Source organism: Bradyrhizobium sp. (assembly GCF_030697065.1).
Lineage (GTDB): Bacteria > Pseudomonadota > Alphaproteobacteria > Rhizobiales > Xanthobacteraceae > Bradyrhizobium.
In genome coordinates, this window is the sequence record NZ_JAUYQU010000189.1 from 1 (window position 1) to 21,403 (window position 21,403).

Sequence of the window (21,403 nt, forward strand, 5' to 3'; positions counted from 1 at the left end):
GGCCTTGTAGGGATGATCGAACGGGTCGCAGTACCAATTGGCCAGCGCGCGGTTGAGCCGGATCTCGCCATCGGCACCGAAATCCAGCACCTCCCGCAGCCGCGCGTAATAGGGATTGCTGGCGCGGTTCATGTCGCCCCAGGCGGCGGCGCCCATGTAGCGCCCCTCGCTGGACAGCCAGGTCCAGCCGCCTTGGGTCGATGAAATCACGCTGTAGAAGGCGCCGAGCGAGTCGAACATGCTGTCGTTGCAGTAAAGCTGCCGCATTGCGCCGTGTTCGGCGACATAGAGCGAGATCGATCCCCGGTCGCCGGTGCCGTCGAGCACCGCGATGGCGACGGGCTCGGCATCCTCCGCGAACGGCGAGGCCGCGAACGAGAACCAGGCGTGGTTGTCATGGTGCGGCAGGCAGATCAGCGGCACGCGTTCGGCAAGCCCGAGTTGCCGGCCCAGAATCTTCGGCGTTCGGGTCATCTGGTCGAGCCGGCGACCGTCGAAGCCGGCGGCTTCGGTGGTGCGGAGCAATTTCAGGCTCTGCGGCACTTCCTCCAGCACCGAGCGCGCAATAGTGCCGGCCAGGGTGGGATAGTCCCAGCTGGTGAGCCAGGCGTCGATGTCCCCGATATCGCGGCCGATGCCGCGCAGCGTGGCCGCCATGGCGTCGATCGACTGGCGAGGGTATTCGGTGGTGTGCTTGTTGCCGGAAAAGCGCTCTTCTTCGTTGTTGACGATCAGGCGCGGCCCGTCCACCTGCGTCACCTCGACCAGCGCCACGCCTGAATTGTGCGTGCCGGGCGGTCCCAGCCCGGCCAGGTAGACGGTCTGGCCGCGCTGCAGTTTGTCGCGGACCTGCGCGATCCGATTGTCGGCAAACTCCGAGCCGAGCTGATGAAAGCCCGCGGCCGCGAACAGCCGCGCGCCGAGCCATCGCGCGGCGCGGAATCCGGCCGCGCCGAGTCGCTGGTGCCTGGGACCAATTCGCTTGTTCGGCGGGCTCAACGGGCGGCCTCGGGGCGCTGCGGGATCGTTTGTGAGGCATCAATCACAATCGGCGCAGCGCAACAATGCCTGTTTCATCCTCCGGAACAGGCCCGCTCCGAACGCGATGAAACAGGCTGGAGGACGTGCCGGGGACTATTCCGTAATTTCCGGCTCCACGAGCGAGGCGAGTTGATTGAGCGACTGTTGCCAGCCGAGATAGCAGGCTTCGACCGGGATCACTTCAGGCAGGTTTGACTGTTCGATGTTGATTTCGGTGCCGACCGAGACCTGCGTCAGGATCACAGTGACCTCCATGACGCCGGGTAGATTGGGATCGTCGAAGCGGTCGGTGTAGTGGATACGCTCGTTGGGCACGATCTCCCGATATTCGCCGCCGAAGGAATGGCCGGCTTTTGTCGTGAAGTTGGCGAACGACATCCGGAAGGTGCCGCCGACCCTGGCGTCAAGATGGTGGACCTTGCAGGTGAAGCCGTGCGGCGGCAGCCATTTCGCCATGGCGTCCGCATCGAGGAAGGCGCGAAACACCTTCTCCGGCGTGGTGGCGAGGACACGGTGCAGACGGACGGTATTTCCGGACATGATGTTGGCACTCCCTGGCCGGGCGGCGTGGGCGACGGTGGCCCGGCTTCTGCTGCAAGGACGTTCGACCGCCCCGGCCGCCGACATCGCAGTCAAGAATTTAGGACGCCGGGAATCCTGGAAGAGAGGATGTTCGATGAGTGCCGGGATACCGGACTCTAGCCGGAACCCAATCGCACACCCGCGCGCAAAAACTTCTGCGGGTCGACGGGGTCGCCGTCGATTCGTGTTTCGTAGTGCAGGTGGGGACCGGTCGAACGGCCGGTCGAGCCGACGGCGCCGATCACTTGGCCGATCCTGATGAGGTCGCCGACCTTGACGTGGATTTCGGACAGATGGCCGTAGCGGGTCGACAGCCCGTTGCCGTGGTTGATCTCGATCATGCGGCCATAGCCGCCCTGCCAGCCCGATGTAACCACCTTGCCGCTGGCGGTAGCGCGTACCGGGTCGCCCGTGGCGGCACGGAAATCGAGGCCGGTATGCATGGCGGGGCGGCCGAGGAACGGATCGCTGCGAATTCCGAAGCCTGAGCTGAACTCGACCGCGCCGATCACCGGCTTGCGATACGGCACCAGCGCCAGCGTGCGGTTGAGGCGCTCGACCTGGGCACGGGCGACGTTGATCCGGGAGAGCTGGCGTTCGAACGTGCCTGCATCGGGCGGCAGCTTGACCGGAACGAACGGGCCGCCGACGCCGGAGCGCGGAGTGGCCGCTTCCAGCTGCGCCATGTTGAGGCCGAGATCGGTGATGACGCCGCGCATCCGGCGCATGCGCGATTCCATGCTTTCCTCGACCGAAGAGAGCGCGGCCATCTGGCGGCCCTCGACCTTGTCGAGCGAGGACTGCAGGCGGAGCAAGACATTGTCGAAACCCTGGACCTTGGCGAACTGGTTCGGCTGGGCTTTGGCGACCACGGGCGCGCGGGATTCCAGCCGCGCTTCGCGGTCCGGCGGCGCCACGAAGATCACGGTATCGCTGATCGGCGACGGCTTCGGCGCTCCCGAAGGAGCCGCATCACTGGCGGCGCCGCGCGCCGGCGACCGGATCGATCCGGTGACGGTGGCGTCCGGAATGGCGCCGAGCGCGGTGGCGCGCGTTTCCAGCGTGGTCTGGCGGCGCATGATCTGGTCGAGCTTCTGGTCGAATTGCTCCTGATCCAGCAACTGGCGGCTGGTGGTGCGGTCGACCTTCGCGCGCAGTTCGGCGATCCGGTCTTCATAGGCGTATTGCATCTCCGCCTGGCGGGCGATCAGCCGGGTCAGCACATCGTCGCGGAAGGCGAAATAGGTCGCGGTGGCCGCCGACCACATCCCGAGCACGGTCACCGTGCCGACCACGATCCAGAACGCTACCGGACCAAAGCGAACCTGCTTGCCGGCGTGCACCAGCGTGTAGCCGTCCTCCGCCTGCTGCGCCGGGGCCACCGGCGTGCGGCTCGATGCCGGGCGGCGAGGGGAACCCCTGCCGTGGTCATGCGCGTGATGCTGGGGATACTCGGAATAATGACCGGAACGATTCGACATCGGCACTCCCGCGCCGATCGGAAATGAGTTCCGTAAGGGCTGATTGGCGCGGGGTGATTTGACCGTCTCATGGTTAATTTTCAGAGAAGGGAACCGGAAAATCTTTAGAGGTCACGCACCGCTGCGAGCACCTCGTCGGCATGGCCGTCGACCTTCACGTTGCGCCAGATCCGGATGATCCGGCCGTCGGCGCCAACCAGAACCGTTGTGCGAGAAATACCCAGGAAGGTCCTGCCATACATCGATTTTTCACCCCATACGCCATACGCATCCAGCATCTCATGTTGCTCATCCGAAACCAGGGGAGTGACCAGTTCATGCTTGTCGCGAAAGGCTTCCTGGGCCTTCGGCGGGTCGGCGGACACGCCCAACACGGCAGTGCCGGCTTCGGCAAACGCGCCCGACAGCCGGCTGAAGTCGATGGCTTCCTTGGTGCAGCCCGGGGTGTCCGCGCGCGGATAGAAGAACAGCACCAGATTCCTGCCCTTGAAGTCGCCGAGCGAGACCGAATCGCCGCCGTCGCGGGGCAGCCGGAAGGCCGGCGCCTTGGCCCCTTCGCTGAGCTGACGCGGCGCGCCGGTTTTTTGATCCGGCGTTTTGTCGGCCGCAGGGGACACCACCGCCGGTTTTGGGGCCGGCGCCTTTGATGCGGCCATGCGATGCGCAACCGATTCGCTGAGGCCGGTCGGCTTTAACGGTTTCGATGGGGCCTTGTGCAATGCTTTGACGGGTTTCTTGCTGGCGCTGGCTGATACTTTGGCCGTCGCCTTTTTGGTTTTCGCCTGACCGGTCCTGGCCGACGTGCCGGCCGGTTTGCTGGACGCGCTCTTGGACGTGTTCTTGGGTGTGTTCTTGGGCTTGCCGGCGGTCTTGCCGGCGGTCTTGCCAGCGGTCCTGCCAGCGGTCTTGGCGCGGGCTGGCTTCGCGGCGGGGGTTTTGGGGGATTTCTTGCGCGTTTTCTTGGACATACGCCTTCCTTTCGTCGCTTTCGGCGGATCAATCATGGGGTGTTGCGGGTGGTTGTCCCGGGATGCGGGAACGTCCTGCAGCTGGGCTAATCTGATGACCCCGGAGTATGGTGACAGGGAATTCGACGCAAGCTCCGGCCCTCGTTGAATTGGCTCCTTGGGCCTGATGACGAGTAACAGTATTAATCGAGGATTGGCAGCAATGCCGGCACGGGAGCGCGCGTACCATGTGGACGGGCGCGGCCTTGACGGCGATCCATCTTACAATCAGCGCCAGCACCGAGAGGCAATGGCCAGTAAAACGTCGCCCAAAACGTCGCCCCAGGGGGCCGGTCCACGTGCTGACATGCAGCCCTCGCAGTGGGATGATGCCGGCTGGGATCAGGACCTTGACGAGGCGGCAGTCCGCCGCGCGCGCCGGCTGTTGAAGCGGTCGAATTCCGGCCTTCACCGGCTGGGCGACCGTTTCGTCCGTTTGCGACGCTGGGCCTCGGGCGAGCGGTGGGTCAAACGTCTCGCCGTCGTGATGGCGGTTCTGTTGGTGATCTTCGCCGGCTGTTTCGGCGGGCTCTGGTGGCGGCTCGGTGCCGGTCCGATCAATCTCGACATGGCCACGCCCTGGCTGGCGTCGGCGATCGAGGAAAATATCGGCCACGGCAATACCGTCGAAATCGGTGGCACCCAGATCGAGCGCGCCGGTCGAATCCGTGTCGCCGTCCGCATCCGCGATATCGTGGTCAGGGACAGCGACAGCGTCATCGTCGCGACCGCGCCGAAAGCCGAGGTGAAGCTTTCCGGCAGCGCGCTGTTGATGGGGCGGCTTCGGGCCGAGAGCCTCAATCTGGTCGATGCCGAACTCGCGGTTCGAATTGCGCCCGATGGCACCGTCACGGTTTCCGCCGGCGACACCGACAAGCCGCTCGCCACCGGCGTGGCCTCGAAAAAGGAAGCAGGGCTGCCGCCGACATTTCCGCGCCCGACGGCCGCGATGCCGCCGCCCGGAGGGGCGCCCTCGTCCACGCCCGGCACCACGACCACGCCTGCGGCGCCGGTTGGCGATAGTGCCCAGAGCGGTCTGCTCGCCGGTCTCGACTGGCTCGACAGCCTGAGCCTGACCGGACTCGACGGGCAAAACCTCAACGAGATCGGCCTGAAGAACGGCAACCTCGTTGTCGACGACCAGCAGCGCGGCAACAAATGGACGTTCGAGAATATCAGCCTCAGTCTGCGCCGGCCAAGTGACGGCGGAGTGGCGCTCAGCCTCGGCGAAGAAGGCAGCCGTGCCTGGTCGCTTCGGGTCCTGGTCGGAGCCCCCGCCAACGGGGTGCGATCGGTCGACATCCGCGCCACCAACGTCCCGGCCGCCAATATCCTGCTGGCGATGCGGGTGAAGGATCTGACCTACAGCGCCGACCTGCCGCTGACCGGCGAGCTCAAGGGCGAACTCGGCCGCGACGGTTTGCCGACCTATTTCCGCGGCAAGGTCACCGCGGGCGCCGGGCACATCATCGACAGCGATACGCCGGATTATCCGATGGCGATCGATTCGGCCGATATCAACCTCGAATGGGATTCCGGCCGGCGCGTGCTGGTGGCGCCGTTCAAGATCATTTCCGGCTCGAACCGGGTAACGCTTCTGGCTCATCTCGAGCCGCCGAACGGCAACATCGCCGAATGGCAGCTGGGATTTTCCGGCGGCACCATCGTGCTCGCAGGGGCTGACAACGAACCACCCCTGATCTTCAATCGCATCGCCATCGGTCTGCGCTTCGACACCGACAGAAAGCGGGTGCTGCTGACGCAGGCGGATATCAGCAATGGCGAGATCGGCGTCGCCGGCACCGGCAGTGTCGAATATTCGGGCGAGCCGCGCCTGACCCTGGGGTTTGCGGGGACGCCGATGTCGGCGTCGGCGCTGAAGCGGATGTGGCCGATCCTGATCGTGCCCGAAGTCCGCGAATGGGTGATCGAGCGCGTCGAACGCGGCTCGATGCAGCGCATCGAGGTCGGCGTCAACTCACCGGTTCGAAACCTGTCGCGGCGTGGCCCGCCGATTCCCGACGATGGCCTTTCAGTCAACATCGTCGCATCGGGTGTGACCTTACGGCCGGTGGACGAAATGCCGCTGGTACGTGACGCCGATCTGAAAGCTGTTGTCACCGGCCGCACCGCGACCGTGACTATCGGGCAGGCTGCGTCCGATACGCCGGCGGGCCGCAAGCTGACCATCTCCGATTTCGTGTTCGAGGTGCCGGACATGGCACCGAAACCGTCGCCGGCGAAGATCCGGTTCAGGATTGATGGCCCGGTGCCTGCGATGGCCGAAATTCTCGCCTCCGATCGCCTCAGCGAGTTTTCCGGCACCCTGATCGATCCCAATTCGAGCAAGGGTACGGTCAGCGCGCTGGTCACGCTCGGCCTGCCGGTCAAGGGCGCCCTCAGCAAGGCCGACACCACCTTCGCCATCACAGCCGACCTGTCGGGTTTTTCCGCCGACAAACTGGTGATGAACCAGAAGCTTGAGTCGAATGCGCTGAAAGTGATGGCCAACAACGCCGGCTATCAGGTCAAGGGCGAGGTCAAGATCAACGGTCAATCGGCCTCGCTGGATTATCGCAAGCCGAACGAGGGCGATGCCGACATCAAAATGCAGGCGACGCTCGACGACGCCAGCCGTGCGCGGCTGGGGTTCGATCTCGGGCCCGCGGTCACCGGCGCCATTCCGCTCAAACTGTCGGGCAAGATCGGTGAAACCAGCCGCATGGGAATCGAGGCCGATCTCACCGCGCTGAAGCTCGACAACATCCTGCCCGGCTGGATCAAATTGCCGGGCAAGTCGAGCCGCGCGGTTTTCAACGTGGTGCAGAAACAGCAATCAACCCGACTCGAAGACATCGTCATCGACGGCGGCGGCGTGTCGATCAAGGGATCGCTTGAGGTCGACCAGAATGGCGACCTGGTCAATGCCAGTTTCCCGACCTATTCGCCATCCGAAGGCGACAAGAGTTCGCTCAAGGCCGAGCGCAGCCCGGATGGCAGCCTGAAGGTGACGATGCGCGGCGATGTGTTCGACGGCCGCGCTTTTCTCAAATCCGCCATTTCCGGCAGGGAAGCCGACGCCAAGAGCAAGGCCAAGAGCATCGATTTCGACGTTGATCTCAAACTGGGCGCGGTGGCGGGATTTTACGGCGAGGCGGTGCGCAGCGTCGACGTCAAGCTGTCACGACGCAACGGCCTGATCAGGAGTTTTGCGCTCAGCGGCAAGCTCGGCCGCGATACGCCGCTGACGGCGGATTTGCGCGGCCGGGCGCAGGGTCGCGAGGTGATCTATCTCGAGACAGCCGACGCCGGCGCCTTTCTGCGTTTCACCGACACCTATTCCAAGGTGATCGGCGGCCAGCTCTCTTTGGCGATGGATCCTCCGACGGCCGATCCCGGCGCCAAGGAAGGCCTAGTCAATATCCGCGATTTCTCCGTCAAGGGGGAAGCCGCGCTGGAGCGCGCGGCTGCCGGCGGGCCGGCCGGCACGCAAAGCTCCGTTACCTTCTCCCGGCTGCGCGCGGAGTTTACCCGCAACAACGGACAACTCACGGTTCGCGAGGGCGTCGTGAAGGGTCCGATCATCGGCGCCACCATCGAGGGTAACATCAATTATCCCGCCAATCAGGTGCGCATGAGCGGCACCTTCGTGCCGATGTACGGGCTGAACAATATGTTCGGCCAGATTCCCATCGTCGGCCTCTTCCTCGGCGGCGGCAGCAATGAGGGCCTGATCGGCGTCACCTACGAAGTCGTCGGCACACCCGGCGCCCCGGTGCTGCGGATCAACCCGATTTCGGCGATGGCGCCCGGCGTGCTCCGCAAGATATTCGAGTTCGGCACCGGCAAGGAGAACCGGCCTATCGAATTTCCGCCGAACAATTGATCGGCGTTCCCCGCCGCTACCTTCTCAGCGCCGGCACCACCAGGAACGGGATCAGTCCCAGCACCACATTGACCAGCGCGAAAACGATCAGCCAGTTGTAGCCCTGGGTCCAGTCGTGGATCAGGCCACCGGCCCAGGAGCCCAGTCCGGAGCCGAGCCCGCTGCCGATCGAAATCGTGCCGAAGATGGTGCCGACCCGCTCGCCGCGAAAGATGTTCAGCGCGGTCGCCGTGATCAGCGGCCCGCGCGAGCCGATCATGCTGCCGAAGCAGATGATGAAGCCGGTCAGCAGCCAGTAGTTCGGGTAATACTGAATGAGCCACAGCAGGATCAATCCGACGATCGAGACGCCGTAGCTGAACAGCACCGACGGACGGCGACCGATGATGCCGTCGAGAGTCGAGATGCCGAGCATGCCGAACAGGGTCAGGATGCCGGAAAAGCCCCAGGCGGTTGCCGCCTGCAGCGGCGGAAATCCGGCGTCGATCAGATAGGCGACGATCTGCGCCGTAATTGCGTACATCGCCACGGCAGTGAAGAAGAAAGTCGCAAACAGGGCCCAGAAGGCATGATGGCGGATAGCGCTGCCCAGCGTCCAGCCGTGGTCGACGAAGCCCGCATCGTTCTTGCCGGCGATGTGCGGCGAGCCGGTGGCGAACAGCCGCCATGGCAGCACCAGCAGCGGCAGCAGCAGGCACAGCGCCACAATGCCGAACAACTGGTAGGAGTCGCGCCAGCCGATCCGATCGATCAGGATCTGCGACGCCGGCAACAGCACCAGGATTCCGGCGCCGGTCGCCGAATACACGATCGCCATCGCGGTCGGTAGCCGCGGGCCGAACCAGCGGCCGAGCAGGATCGAGTTCGGCACGTTGCCGATCAGGGCGATACCGAGCCCGACGCAGAGCCCGACGCTCAACTGGAATTGCCAGAGTTCGCGGGCGTGTGCCGCGGTCAGGAAGGCGGCGCCGAGCAGGAACAGGCCGAGCGAGTAGACCATGCGTGGCCCCGAGCGGTCGAACAGGCGGCCGATCAGTGGCGCGGTCAGTCCTCCCGCCAGCCAGGTCAGCGAATAGACCGAGACCACCTGCGCGCGGTCCCAGCCGAAATCCTCCGAGATCGGCTTGAGGAAAACGGTAAAGCTCTCGCCGAGGCCGCGTCCGAGCACCGAGAGTGCAAAGCACAAAGCGAGCACGTTCAGCGCGACACGCGCCGGCTTCGGCGGTTTGGTCGGCGTGTCGGGCGCATTCTGATCCATCGGGGCAGGGAGCGCGTTTCCGACGCTCCTAGCAAGCGCGTAAAGCGAATACGCCTATGCAGGCTTGAGCAGGACGTGGCGCTTGCGGCCCATTGAAAGCTTGATCACGCCTTCGGGGGTCAGGTCCCTCGGCGTCAGCAGCATCTTCTCGTCGCCGACCGGGGCGTCGTTGACGCGCAAGCCGCCACCCTTGATCTGGCGCCGTGCCTCGCCGTTGGACGCGACCAGGCCCGCCTTGACGAATGCCGCCAGCACGCCGAGTCCGGCCTCGATCTCGCCGCGCGAAACTTCGATCGTCGGCAGGTTTTCGGCAAACGCGCCTTCCTCGAAGGTCTGTCGCGCAGTCCGGGCCGCGGTGTCGGCGGCGTCGCGGCCATGCAGCAGCGCGGTCGCTTCCGTCGCCAGCACCTTCTTGGCTTCGTTGATCTCGCCGCCCTGCAAGGCCGCAAGCCTGGCGATCTCGTCCATCGGCAGGATTGTGAACAGCTTGAGGAATTTCACCACATCGGCGTCTTCGGCGTTGCGCCAGTATTGCCAGAAATCGTACGGGCTGAACCGGTCGGCATTGAGCCAGACCGCGCCCTGGGCGGTCTTGCCCATCTTTTCGCCCGATGCCGTCGTCAGCAGCGGCGTGGTCAGCGCGAACAATTGCGGCGTTCCCATGCGGCGGCCGAGGTCGACGCCATTGACGATGTTGCCCCACTGGTCCGATCCGCCCATCTGCAGCCGGCAGTCCACCCGGCGCGACAGTTCGACGAAATCGTAGGCCTGGCAGACCATGTAGTTGAATTCGATGAAGCTCATCTCCTGCTCGCGCTCGAGGCGCAGCCGCACCGAGTCCATCGTCAGCATGCGGTTGACCGAGAAGTGCCGGCCGATGTCGCGCAGCATCTCGATCCAGTTCAGTTTCGTGAGCCAATCGGCGTTGTCGAGCATGACGGCATCGCCGGGGCCGGAGCCATAGCGCAGCACCTTGGCGAACACGCCGCGGATGCTGGCCTTGTTGGCTTCGATCTCCTCGACGGTGCGCAGCGCGCGCGATTCGTCCTTGCCGGAGGGATCGCCGACCATGGTGGTGCCGCCGCCCATCAGCGTGATCGGCTTGTTGCCGCTCTGCTGCAGCCAGTACAGCATCATCATGGTGAGGAAGTTGCCGATATGCAGCGACGGCGCGGTGCAGTCATAGCCGACATAGGCCGTCGCCTGTCCCTTCGCGGCGAGCGCGTCGAGGCCATCGAAATCCGAGCATTGGTGTACGAAGCCACGTTGCTGCAGGATGTTCAGAAAATCAGATTTAAATGCAGTCATTTGTGTGCGACTCTGATCATTCTTATTTCACGGTAATTGTAACTGTTTGCGGAACCCGGACGGATTAGGCTGCCGCAAGCGCGTGCGCTGTGGCATTATAAGATGTGCAGGTTTGACACAAGCAGGGCTTCTCCGGCAGGGGTGCCCAATCAGGCACGAAGGCGATGATGCTGACGGCAGTCGGTCTGATGAGCGGCACCTCGCTCGACGGGGTCGACGTCGCCCTGATCGAAACCGACGGCAAGCGGGTGAAGTCGTTCGGCCCGTCCGGCTACCGGGCGTATACCGCCCACGAGCGCGGGTTGTTGCGCCAGGCGCTGGCCGAGGCCGTCAACCTGTCGCAGCGCGACGCGCGGCCGGGGATCCTGCGCGAGGCCGAGCGCGCCGTGACGCAGGCCCATGCCGAGGCGGTCGCCTCCTTCACCGCGCAACACCGCATCGTCAGGGAAAACATCGATATTGTCGGCTTCCACGGCCAGACCGTGCTGCACCGGCCGGCGCAGAAAATGACCGTGCAGATCGGCGACGCCACGGCGCTGGCGAGGGCCATCCAAATCCCGGTGATGTACGATTTCCGCGCCGCCGACGTCGAAGCCGGCGGGCAGGGCGCGCCGTTCGTGCCGGTCTATCACCGCGCGCTGGCGCAATCGTTGGACCGCGAAGGCCCGATCGTCGTGGTCAATATCGGCGGCGTCTCCAACATAACCTACATCGACGGCAATGACGTCCTGATCGCCTGCGATACCGGACCCGGCAACGCGTTGGTCGACGATTACATGTTCCGCAACATGGGCCAGCCGTTCGACTGCGAAGGGCGGTTGGCGGCCCAGGGCGCGGTCGATGTGGCCTGGGTGATCCGGGCGTTGCAGCATCCGTTCTTTGCGCTGCCACCGCCGAAATCGCTCGACCGCAATGATTTTGCTTCCCTGGTGCTGCGCGAAATGCCGCCGGCCGATGGCGCGGCGACCCTGACCGCGTTCACGGCGGAAGCCATCGCCCGCATCGTGCCGCTGCTGCCGAAGGAGCCGCAGAGCTGGATCGTCGCCGGGGGCGGCGCCCGCAACCTCACCATGCTCAGGATGCTGCGCGAACGCCTCGCGCCGGCCACCGTCGAGACCGCCGGCACGCTGGGCTGGTCGGCCGACGCCATCGAGGCACAGGCGTTCGGCTTTCTGGCCGCGCGGGGACTCAAGGGCCTGCCGCTGAGCTACCCGACCACCACGGGCGTGCCGATCCCGATGACCGGCGGGGTGATCGCGCGGCCGTGATCAGGATGCGATTGCACCGATCTTGACAGTTACATGCATATGCATGAAAATGGATGCATCTGCATGTAACTGCGAGAATGACGATGGCGACGCGCCTCAAACTCATCAGTCACAAGCTCTGTCCCTACGTGCAGCGTGCGGTGATTGCGCTGAACGAGAAGGGCGTTGCGTTCGAGCGGATAGATATCGATCTCGCCGACAAGCCGGACTGGTTCCTGAGGGTCTCGCCGCTCGGCAAGGTGCCGGTGCTGACCGTTAACTCCGACAAGGGCGAGGTGGCGTTGTTCGAGAGCAATGTCATCTGTGAGTACATTGAGGAGACGCTGGGCGGCGCAAAGCTGCATCCGCAGGATCCTCTGCAGCGCGCCCAGCACCGGGCATGGATGGAATTCGGCTCCGCCATTCTGAGCGACCTGTGGGGTCTCGAAACCACCGCCGATGCGGCGGTCTTCGAGAGCAAACGCGAGGCGATCGTCGCGAAGTTCGCGCGGGTCGAGGCAGCGCTGGGCTCAGGCCCGTTCTTCGCAGGCCAGAATTTCAGTCTGGTGGACGCGTTGTTTGCGCCGATCTTCCGCTATTTCGACGTGTTCGATGAACTCACCGATCTCGCAGTCTTCGCGGGAACGCCGAAGCTGCGGATGTGGCGGGCTAAACTCGCGAAGCGGCCCAGCGTTCAGGCCGCAGTGGGCGCTGACTATCCGAAACTGCTGCGCGCGTTTCTGGTCCGTCACGATGCGCATCTGCTGAAACGCGCGCGCAAGGCCATGTCAGCGTCCGGCGCGTAGGGTGGGCAAAGGCGCGCTCTTCGCGCCGTGCCCACCATTACACGCAAAGTAGGGAATGTTGGTGGGCACGCTTCCGCCTTCGCGCTTCGAGCTACGGCGGAATCTTTGCCTACCCTACGCGGCCGCGCTACCTCAGCGAACGTTGGCGAGCCGCATGTCGAGATAGCCGGTTACCGTCTCCATCAGCGGCTGCAGCTTGCCGTCGAAGAAATGGTTGGCGCCCGGGATGATCTGCTGATCGATCACGATGCCCTTCTGGGTCTTGAGTTTCTCGACCAGGGTGTTGACGTCCTTGGGCGGCACCACCGCATCCTTCTCGCCATGCACGATCAGACCCGAGGACGGGCAGGGCGCGAGGAACGAGAAGTCGTACAGATTGGCGGGCGGCGCGATGGAGATAAAACCCTCGACCTCGGGACGGCGCATCAGGAGTTGCATGCCGATCCAGGCGCCGAACGAGAAGCCGGCGACCCAGCAGGCGCGCGCCTCGGGATTGATGGTCTGCGCCCAGTCGAGCGCGGACGCGGCATCCGACAATTCGCCGGTGCCGTGATCGAACGAGCCCTGGCTGCGGCCGACGCCGCGGAAATTGAAGCGCAGCACCGAGAAGCCGCGATGCGCGAAGGCGTAATAGCACTGGTAGATGATCTGGTGATTCATCGTGCCGTGAAACTGCGGGTGCGGATGCAGCACCATCGCGATCGGCGCGTTCTTCTGCTTGGCCGGATGATAACGGCCTTCGAGGCGGCCTGCGGGGCCGGTGAAGATGACTTCAGGCATTTTGATTCCTTGGCAAAATCAACCGCCTTTGGGCGGCCCCATCCGGCGCGTTCGCCAATGAAGCCTCGCAGAGTAAGGGGGCGGATCAGGCGTCGTTTGGCGCGATGCGAACGGCGCTCGGTGAAGTGGAGGCCGCGTTCTAGCATGAGGCGAGGGGCCAAAAGCAAGCTTCTTGAACCATCTCGCAGTGCGTTCAACGCGTTAGCGTTTGCGATTGTCAGGGGACGGCGTGATCCCCACTTGCGATAAAGGTTTTGAAGCAGGTTTTGGCTACGGCGGCCGCAGCCTGGGCATCAAGGGTAATATGATACAGTATGCCTGATCGGATTTATCTCGACTGGAATGCGACCACCCCGCTGCGTCCCGAGGCCAGGGAGGCGATGGCTGCGGCGTGGGAACTCAGCGGCAATCCGTCCTCGGTCCACGCCGAGGGCCGCCAGGCCCGCAGGCTGGTCGAGGAGGCGAGGGCGAGGATTGCGGGCGCCGTCGGCATCGCGCCGCGCAACCTCGTCTTTACGTCGGGAGGAACCGAGGCCAATGCGCTGGCTCTGACGCCCGGGTTGCGGCGAGGGCCGGGGCCTCCCGCTGAGCGGCTGATGATATCGGCCATCGAGCACGCATCCGTGCTGTCGGGGGGGCGATTCCCGGCTGCAGCGATCGAACAGATTGGCGTCACCGGTTCGGGCCTGCTCGACCTCGACCGTCTGCGCGCGATGCTGGCGGGCGGCGCTCCAGCGCTGGTGTCGGTGATGCTGGCCAATAACGAAACCGGCGCCCTTCAGCCGGTAAATGAGGCCGCTGAGATTGTACATGAAGCTGGCGGCCTGCTGCACGTCGACGCGATCCAGGCCTTTGGCAAGATGGCTCTCGATTTCAAAGGGTTGGCTGCCGATCTGGTGACAGTTTCTGCGCACAAGCTCGGTGGCCCGAAGGGCGTCGGCGCGTTGATTTTGGCGGACGGTGTGCTGGGGTTTGAGCCGGTGCTGCGCGGTGGCGGGCAGGAACTCGGCCGCCGGGCGGGAACCGAGAATGTCGCGGGAATAGCCGGGTTCGGCGTGGCCGCGGAGGCCGCCATGAAGACGCTGGCGCAGGATGCAGCCCGTATCCAAGGCCTGCGAGACCGGCTGGAAAGCGGCCTGCGGCGGACTCCCGGGGTTATCGTGTTTTCCGATCGGGTTGCGCGATTGCCCAATACCGCCCTTTTTACGGTCCCCGGCCTGAAGGCCGAGACTGCGGTGATCGGCTTCGACCTCGCCGGTATCGCGGTATCCTCGGGTTCCGCCTGTTCCTCCGGCAAGGTTCAGCCGTCACACGTGCTGGAAGCCATGGGATTCGGCCCCGAACTCGCTCAGGGGGCCGTGCGGATCAGTTTGGGCTGGTCAACCACATCCCGGGACATTGACCGCTGCCTGGAGGCTTGGCGAACGCTCTCCGGTACACTACTTAGAGGGTACGACGAAACACTGCTTGAACGGTTCTAAAGCAGGTGATTTCCTCGAAGAAACATCGTAAAGCTTCTGAAGTGATCCACACCGCGGTCCTTGAAACCGCGAGCGGAGGATGGAATGGCGGCCGTACAAGAGACCGTTGATCGGGTTCGCCAGATCGACGTCGATCAATATCGCTATGGATTCGAGACGCTCATCGAGTCCGACAAGGCCCCCAAGGGGCTGTCGGAAGATACCGTCCGCTTCATATCCGCGAAAAAGAACGAACCTGAGTGGATGCTGGAATGGCGCCTGGAGGCGTATCGCCGCTGGCTGACCATGACGGAGCCGACATGGGCCAAGGTCGACTACCCCAGGATCGACTACCAGGATCTCTATTACTATTCGGCGCCGAAGCCGAAGAAGCAGATCGGCTCGCTCGACGAGATCGATCCGGAAATCCTGAAAACCTATGAGAAGCTCGGCATACCGCTGCGCGAGGTCGAGGTGCTGGAAGGCGTGGTGCGCCCGGAAGGCGAGCGCCGCATCGCGGTCGATGCCGTGTTCGATTCGGTTTCGGTAGCGACCACCTTCCAGTAGGAACTGAAGCAGGCCGGCGTGATCTTCATGCCGATCTCGGAGGCGATCCGCGTGCATCCAGAATTGGTGCGAAAATATCTCGGCACGGTGGTGCCGACCTCGGATAATTACTTTGCGACGCTGAACTCCGCGGTGTTTTCCGACGGCTCGTTCGTCTACGTGCCGCCGGGCGTGCGCTGCCCGATGGAACTGTCGACCTATTTCCGCATCAACGAGCGCAACACCGGACAGTTCGAGCGTACCCTGATCATCGCCGACAAGGGCGCTTACGTCAGCTATCTCGAGGGCTGCACCGCGCCGCAGCGCGACGAGAACCAGCTGCATGCCGCCGTGGTCGAACTGGTCACGCTCGACGACGCCGAGATCAAATACTCGACGGTTCAGAACTGGTATCCCGGCAACTCCGAAGGCGTCGGCGGCATCTACAATTTCGTCACCAAGCGGGGCGACTGCCGCGGCAACAATTCGAAGATTTCCTGGACCCAGGTCGAGACCGGTTCGGCCATCACCTGGAAATATCCGAGCTGCATCCTGCGCGGCGACAATTCGCGCGGCGAGTTCTACTCGATCGCGATCTCGAACGGCCACCAGCAGGTCGATTCCGGCACCAAGATGATCCATCTCGGCAAGAACACGACGAGCCGGATCATTTCCAAGGGTATCGCCGCCGGCGTCTCGCAAAACACCTATCGCGGCCTCGTCACCGCCCATCGCAAGGCTACCGGCGCGCGCAACTTCACCGCCTGCGATTCCCTGCTGATCGGCGACAAATGCGGCGCGCACACCGTGCCCTATATCGAGGCGAAGAATTCCTCCGCGCTGTTCGAGCATGAGGCCACCACCTCGAAGATCTCCGAGGATGTGCTGTTCTACTGCGTGCAGCGCGGGCTGAGCCAGGAAGAAGCCGTTGGCCTCGTCGTCAACGGTTTCGTCAAGGACGTGCTGCAGCAGCTGCCGATGGAATTCGCGGTCGAAGCGCAGAAGCTGATCTCGATCAGCCTGGAAGGATCGGTTGGATAGGGTCGTCATCCTGAGGTGCCTGCGAAAGCAAGCCTCGGAGGATGATTGCAAACGAAAGATCATCCTTCGAGGCTCGCCGAAGAACGGCTCGCACCTCAGGATGACGAGAAGGATGGATGAGAATGTCACTACTTGAAGTCAAAAATCTGCAGGTCCGTGTCGAGGAGCGTGAGATTCTCCACGGGCTGTCGCTCACGGTTAACCCCGGCGAAGTGCACGCCATCATGGGGCCGAACGGCTCCGGCAAGTCGACGCTGAGCCACGTCATCGCCGGCAAGCCGGGCTATGAAGTCACCGGCGGCGAGATCCTGTTCAAGGGCGAGAACCTCCTGGAGATGTCGCCGGACCAGCGCTCGTCCAAGGGCGTGTTCCTGGCGTTCCAGTACCCGGTGGAAATTCCCGGCGTCGCCACCATGACGTTCCTGCGCACCGCGCTGAACGCCCAGCGCAAGGCGCGCGGCGAGAGCGAATTCTCCACGCCCGACTTTCTCAAGAAAGTGCGCAGCGTCGCCGCCTCCCTCAACATTCCCCAGGAGATGCTGCGCCGTGGCGTCAATGTCGGGTTCTCCGGCGGCGAGAAGAAGCGCAACGAGATCCTGCAGATGGCGCTGTTCGAGCCCAGCCTGTGCATCCTCGACGAGATGGATTCCGGGCTCGACATCGACGCGCTCAGGGTCGCCGCCGACGGCGTCAATGCGCTGCGTTCGCCGGATCGCGCCATGGTGGTGATCACCCATTACCAGCGGCTGCTGAACTATATCGTGCCCGATTTCGTCCACGTGATGTCGAAGGGCAAGGTCGTGAAGAGCGGCGGCAAGGAACTGGCGCTGGAGCTGGAAGCGTCCGGCTACGCCCAGTTCGAAGCCGCGGCCTGAAGCGGGATACGGATTTTGTGATGAATGTAGTACTGGCCAAGACCGACACCGCCCGCGCCAACAGCGAGATCCTCGCCGTTGCGCGTGACCGGCTGCCCGGCACAGGCAAGATCGCCGACCTCCGGCGGCAGGCGCTGGAGGCCCATGAGCGGCTGGGACTGCCGCACCGGCGGGTCGAGGACTGGAAATACACCGACCTGCGCGTGCTGATGCGCGAAGTGCTGCCGCTGGCGGCGGCGCCGGACGCCGCGGCGCTGCAGCGCGCGGCCGCCGCCCTGAAGCTCCACGCCATCGCAGGCGTGCGCAGGGTCGTGCTGGTGGACGGCGTGTTCGCGCCGGACCTGTCAGAGACATCGGATCTCGGAAAAGACGTAGGCATCCGCACGCTGCGCGAAGCGCTGGAGACCGGCGATGCCGCGCTGCAGGCGCAACTGTTCGCGCCCGACAATGCCGATTCCATGGTGGCGCTCAACAGCGCGCTGATGACCGATGGGCTCGTGATCGAGATCGCCGACAATGCCGTCGTCCCGCTGCCGCTGCATATCGTCCATATCGCCAGCGGCGCGCCCGCGGCGATGTTCACGCGCTCGTTGATCCGGGTCGGCAAGCACGCCAGCGTGACGCTGGTGGAAAGCTACATCGGCGCCGAGGGCGCGAAAACCTATCAGGTCCATGATTCCCTTGTTGTTGCGATCGGCGATGGCGCGCGGCTCGACCATGTCCGCCTGATCGAGGACAGCCGCGAGGCCTTCAATATTTCCTCCGCGGTCGTGACGCTCGGCGCCAACGCGCATTTCAACACGTTCGGGATGAATACCGGCTCGCTGGTCAGCCGCTACCAGGCCGTCATCGCGGTAGCGGGCGAGGGCTCCCGGGTCGAGACTAACGGCGTCAATCTGCTCAATGGCCGCCAGCACGCCGACACCACGCTGTTCCTCGACCATGCGGTGCCGAACTGCTCGAGCCGCGAGATTTTCCGTGCGGTGATCGACGACCGCGGCCATTCGGTATTCCAGGGCCGCATCATCGTCCGACCCGGGGCGCAGAAGACCGACGCGAAGATGATGACGCGGGCGCTGCTGCTGTCCGACGAGGCCGAGGCCGACAACAAGCCGGAGCTCGAAATCTTCGCCGACGACGTGACATGTGGACATGGCGCCACCACCGGCGCGCTCGACGACAGCCTGCTGTTTTACCTGCGCGCGCGCGGACTTTCGGAAAAGGAAGCCCAGGCGCTGCTGATCCAGGCGTTCGTCGGCGAGGCGATCGAGCAGATCGCCCATGACGGCTTGCGCGACCTCGCGATAGCGGCGGCCCAGCGCTGGCTGGCGGCACGGGGTTGACCATGCATCCGGCAGTCCTGAACGGTTCATACGATGTGGCGAGGGTGCGGGAGGATTTCCCCGCGCTGGCCATGCAGGTCTACGGCAAGCCGCTGGTCTATCTCGACAACGCCGCGTCGGCGCAGAAGCCCAACGCGGTACTCGACCGGATGACGCAAGCTTACAGAAGCGAATACGCCAACGTGCATCGCGGGCTGCACTACCTCGCCAATGCGGCGACCGAAGCTTATGAGGGCGGCCGCGAAAAAGTGGCGAAGTTCCTCAACGCCGGCCGCACCGAGGAGATCATCTTCACCCGCAACGCCACCGAGGCGATCAACCTCGTGGCGTCGTCCTGGGGCGTTCCCAACATTGGGGCGGGCGACGAGATCGTGCTCTCGATCATGGAGCATCATTCCAACATCGTGCCCTGGCATTTCCTCAGGGAACGCCACGGTGCCGTAATCAAGTGGGCCGGGGTCGACGACGAAGGCAATTTCCTGATCGACGAATTCGAGAAGCTGCTGACCGACCGCACGAAATTGGTCGCGATCACGCAGATGTCGAACGCGCTCGGCACCCTCGTTCCGGTCAAGGAAATCGTCAGGCTGGCGCATGAGCGCGGAATCAAGGTGCTGGTCGACGGCAGCCAGGCCGCGGTGCATCTGGCGATCGACGTGCAGGATATCGACGCCGATTTCTACGTGTTCACCGGCCACAAGCTGTACGGACCGACCGGCATCGGCGTGCTCTATGCCAAACACGAGCATCTGGTGGCGATGCGCCCCTTCAATGGCGGCGGCGAGATGATCCGCGAGGTGGCGAGAGACTGGGTCAGCTACGGCGATCCGCCGCACAAATTCGAGGCGGGAACGCCGCCGATCGTGGAATCGATCGGGCTCGGCGCTGCGATAGACTACGTCAATTCGATCGGCAAAGAACGCATCGCCGCGTACGAGCACGACCTGCTGACCTACGCCCAGGACCGTCTGCGCGAGATCAATTCGCTGCGGCTGATCGGCACAGCGCGCGACAAGGGCCCGGTGATCTCGTTCGAATTGAAGGGTGCGCACGCCCACGACGTCGCCACCGTGATCGACCGGCAGGGCATCGCGGTGCGCGCCGGCACGCACTGCGCGATGCCGCTTTTAGAGCGGTTCAACGTGACGGCGACGTGCCGCGCCTCGTTCGGCATGTATAATACCCGTGAAGAAGTCGACCATCTGGCACAGGCGCTGATCAAGGCGCGGGAACTGTTTTCATGACCGACACGATCGAAGCCAAGAACGAAGCCAAGAATAGCGAAGCGACATCCAGCAACATGGAAACCATCTCGGCGCTGCCGCCTGAAGAGACCGAGCGGCTCGGCGGCGAGATCGTGTCCGCGCTGAAGACGGTGTTCGATCCGGAAATTCCGGCTGATATCTACGAGCTCGGCCTGATCTACAAGGTCGACATCAAGGACGACCGCTCGGTCGACGTCATGATGACGCTGACGACGCCGAACTGCCCGGCGGCGGGCGAACTGCCGCAGATGGTGGAGAACGCGGTCGCCAGCGTTCCCGGCGTCGGCGTGGTCAATGTCAATCTGGTCTGGGAGCCGGCGTGGACGCCGGACCGCATGACCGACGAGGCGCGCCTCGTCCTCAATATGTGGTGAAGCGTTGGATCGGACCTAAGCTGCACACGGCACGTTAACCGGCATTGATTTGCCGCTGGGATTGACCACATGACCGAGATGACACCCGCCTCACCGACACCGGGCACCAAGCCGAAGCCGCGGCCCCGGCCGCAGGTCATGAAGCTGACCGAGGCCGCGGCGCTTCGGATTACCGAACTGACGAAGCGCGCCGATTCCGAGATCGTCGGACTTCGCGTCGGGATCAAGAACGGCGGCTGCGCCGGGCAATCCTACACGGTGGAATACGCCCACGAGGTCCGTCCCACCGACGAGGTCGTCGAGGACAAGGGCGTCAAGATCCTGATCGATCCCAAGGCGGTGCTGTTCCTGCTCGGTACCGAAATGGACTACAAGGCCGACAAGATGCAGTCGCAGTTCATCTTCAACAACCCGAACCAGACCGGCGCCTGCGGCTGCGGCGAATCGGTGCAGTTGACCGCCGCGAAGGTGGATGGCTAGACGTTGCTGCTACCCTCGGTCGTCATTGCGAGGAACGTAAGCGACGAAGCAAGACAGCATGCTGTGGCATGCGAAGCAAGACAGCATGCTGTGGCATGCAAGGCGTCGCTTCGCTCGCAATGACGAATTCGGTATAGCGGCCATACCCGGCATGGACCTACGCCATGGACCGCGATTTCCTGACCGACCTGTTTTCCGACTTCGGTCCGGTGACGATCCGCCCGATGTTTTCCGGTTTCGGCATTTCCGCCGACGGCACCAACTTCGCGCTGGCGCTGCGTGCCGGTCTCTACTTTCGCGCCGACGAGCAGACCATTCCGCAGTTCGAGGCGGAAGGCTCGACGCCGTTTCAGTATCAGACGCGGGCGAAGACCGTTGTCGTCAACTCCTACTGGCAGCTTCCGGCGCGGCTGTTCGATGATTCGGAGGAACTGAGCGTATGGGCGAGAGCGGCCCTGGCCGCAGCCCAGCGCGCGGCGTTGCGCAAGCGGCCGAAGGGGAAGAAGGCGACGAAGAAAAAGGTTGCGGCGAAACCGACGAGCGCGGTCAAAAAGACATCAAAGCGGTCAAAGCCGCCATCCTGAGGTGCAAGCTCTTGCGAGCCTCGAAGGGTCGCAGCAGGG

At 64.0% G+C, this 21,403-nt stretch carries 17 protein-coding genes and 1 pseudogene; 11 read left to right on the forward strand and 7 right to left on the reverse strand.

Translation table 11 applies throughout. From position 1 onward, the window contains the following. The 4 genes from Q8R73_RS14465 to Q8R73_RS14480 form a co-directional block, all read right to left on the reverse strand. The coding region (locus Q8R73_RS14465) for a carbamoyltransferase N-terminal domain-containing protein (protein WP_305720231.1) at positions 1 to 999 on the reverse strand (999 nt) is incomplete at its 3' end. A 135-nt stretch (positions 1,000 to 1,134) separates the two neighbouring features. Further along, entirely contained in the window at positions 1,135 to 1,581 is a 447-nt protein-coding gene (locus tag Q8R73_RS14470; RefSeq protein ID WP_305720232.1) for an SRPBCC family protein, read from the reverse strand. Positions 1,582 to 1,739: 158 nt separating this feature from the next. Continuing rightward, the gene (locus tag Q8R73_RS14475) at positions 1,740 to 3,104 is read right to left on the reverse strand and encodes a M23 family metallopeptidase (protein ID WP_305720233.1); all 1,365 of its coding nucleotides are present in this window, start codon (positions 3,102 to 3,104) and stop codon (positions 1,740 to 1,742) included. 104 nt (positions 3,105 to 3,208) lie between these two features. Then, positions 3,209 to 4,072, reverse strand: coding sequence for a redoxin domain-containing protein (locus tag Q8R73_RS14480; RefSeq protein ID WP_305720320.1), 864 nt, complete (start codon positions 4,070 to 4,072; stop codon positions 3,209 to 3,211). A 202-nt stretch (positions 4,073 to 4,274) separates the two neighbouring features. Between Q8R73_RS14480 and Q8R73_RS14485 the strand changes: the two genes are divergently transcribed. Then, entirely contained in the window at positions 4,275 to 7,997 is a 3,723-nt protein-coding gene (locus Q8R73_RS14485; RefSeq protein ID WP_305720234.1) for a DUF3971 domain-containing protein, read from the forward strand. Between the two features lie 16 nt (positions 7,998 to 8,013). Here Q8R73_RS14485 and Q8R73_RS14490 read toward each other — a convergent pair whose 3' ends face one another. Both Q8R73_RS14490 and tyrS read right to left on the reverse strand, forming a co-directional pair. After that, positions 8,014 to 9,255, reverse strand: a complete 1,242-nt coding sequence (locus Q8R73_RS14490; RefSeq protein WP_305720235.1) for an MFS transporter — start codon at positions 9,253 to 9,255, stop codon at positions 8,014 to 8,016. 54 nt (positions 9,256 to 9,309) lie between these two features. Further along, entirely contained in the window at positions 9,310 to 10,563 is a 1,254-nt protein-coding gene (gene tyrS, locus Q8R73_RS14495) for a tyrosine--tRNA ligase (protein ID WP_305720236.1), read from the reverse strand. A 164-nt stretch (positions 10,564 to 10,727) separates the two neighbouring features. Between tyrS and Q8R73_RS14500 the strand changes: the two genes are divergently transcribed. Continuing rightward, complete coding sequence (locus tag Q8R73_RS14500; protein ID WP_305720237.1) at positions 10,728 to 11,831, forward strand: anhydro-N-acetylmuramic acid kinase; 1,104 nt, start codon at positions 10,728 to 10,730, stop codon at positions 11,829 to 11,831. An 83-nt stretch (positions 11,832 to 11,914) separates the two neighbouring features. After that, positions 11,915 to 12,616, forward strand: coding sequence for a glutathione S-transferase family protein (locus Q8R73_RS14505; protein WP_305720238.1), 702 nt, complete (start codon positions 11,915 to 11,917; stop codon positions 12,614 to 12,616). Positions 12,617 to 12,748: 132 nt separating this feature from the next. Here Q8R73_RS14505 and Q8R73_RS14510 read toward each other — a convergent pair whose 3' ends face one another. Further along, the gene (locus Q8R73_RS14510; protein ID WP_159009389.1) at positions 12,749 to 13,396 is read right to left on the reverse strand and encodes an alpha/beta hydrolase; all 648 of its coding nucleotides are present in this window, start codon (positions 13,394 to 13,396) and stop codon (positions 12,749 to 12,751) included. A 314-nt stretch (positions 13,397 to 13,710) separates the two neighbouring features. Here Q8R73_RS14510 and Q8R73_RS14515 point away from each other — a divergent pair, with 314 nt between their 5' ends. The 8 genes and pseudogenes from Q8R73_RS14515 to Q8R73_RS14550 all read left to right on the forward strand — a co-directional run bounded on the left by Q8R73_RS14515 (position 13,711) and on the right by Q8R73_RS14550 (position 21,364). Beyond that, entirely contained in the window at positions 13,711 to 14,877 is a 1,167-nt protein-coding gene (locus Q8R73_RS14515; RefSeq protein ID WP_305720239.1) for a cysteine desulfurase family protein, read from the forward strand. An 84-nt stretch (positions 14,878 to 14,961) separates the two neighbouring features. Then, a pseudogene (gene sufB, locus Q8R73_RS14520) lies at positions 14,962 to 16,443 on the forward strand (Fe-S cluster assembly protein SufB). 122 nt (positions 16,444 to 16,565) lie between these two features. Next, on the forward strand, positions 16,566 to 17,318 hold the full coding sequence (gene sufC / locus Q8R73_RS14525) for a Fe-S cluster assembly ATPase SufC (RefSeq protein WP_305720240.1): 753 nt from the start codon (positions 16,566 to 16,568) through the stop codon (positions 17,316 to 17,318). Positions 17,319 to 17,338: 20 nt separating this feature from the next. Next, complete coding sequence (gene sufD / locus Q8R73_RS14530) at positions 17,339 to 18,661, forward strand: Fe-S cluster assembly protein SufD (RefSeq protein ID WP_305720241.1); 1,323 nt, start codon at positions 17,339 to 17,341, stop codon at positions 18,659 to 18,661. Beyond that, positions 18,658 to 19,905, forward strand: a complete 1,248-nt coding sequence (locus Q8R73_RS14535; RefSeq protein WP_305720242.1) for a cysteine desulfurase — start codon at positions 18,658 to 18,660, stop codon at positions 19,903 to 19,905. The genes sufD and Q8R73_RS14535 overlap by 4 nt, the downstream gene beginning before the upstream one ends. Next, complete coding sequence (locus tag Q8R73_RS14540; RefSeq protein ID WP_305720243.1) at positions 19,902 to 20,300, forward strand: SUF system Fe-S cluster assembly protein; 399 nt, start codon at positions 19,902 to 19,904, stop codon at positions 20,298 to 20,300. The genes Q8R73_RS14535 and Q8R73_RS14540 overlap by 4 nt, the downstream gene beginning before the upstream one ends. A gap of 69 nt (positions 20,301 to 20,369) precedes the next feature. Beyond that, positions 20,370 to 20,780 (forward strand): iron-sulfur cluster assembly accessory protein, encoded by a 411-nt coding sequence (locus Q8R73_RS14545; protein WP_305720244.1) that lies wholly within the window; start codon positions 20,370 to 20,372, stop codon positions 20,778 to 20,780. Positions 20,781 to 20,944: 164 nt separating this feature from the next. Further along, entirely contained in the window at positions 20,945 to 21,364 is a 420-nt protein-coding gene (locus tag Q8R73_RS14550) for a TfoX/Sxy family protein (RefSeq protein ID WP_305720245.1), read from the forward strand. The last annotated feature ends 39 nt before the right edge of the window (positions 21,365 to 21,403 follow it).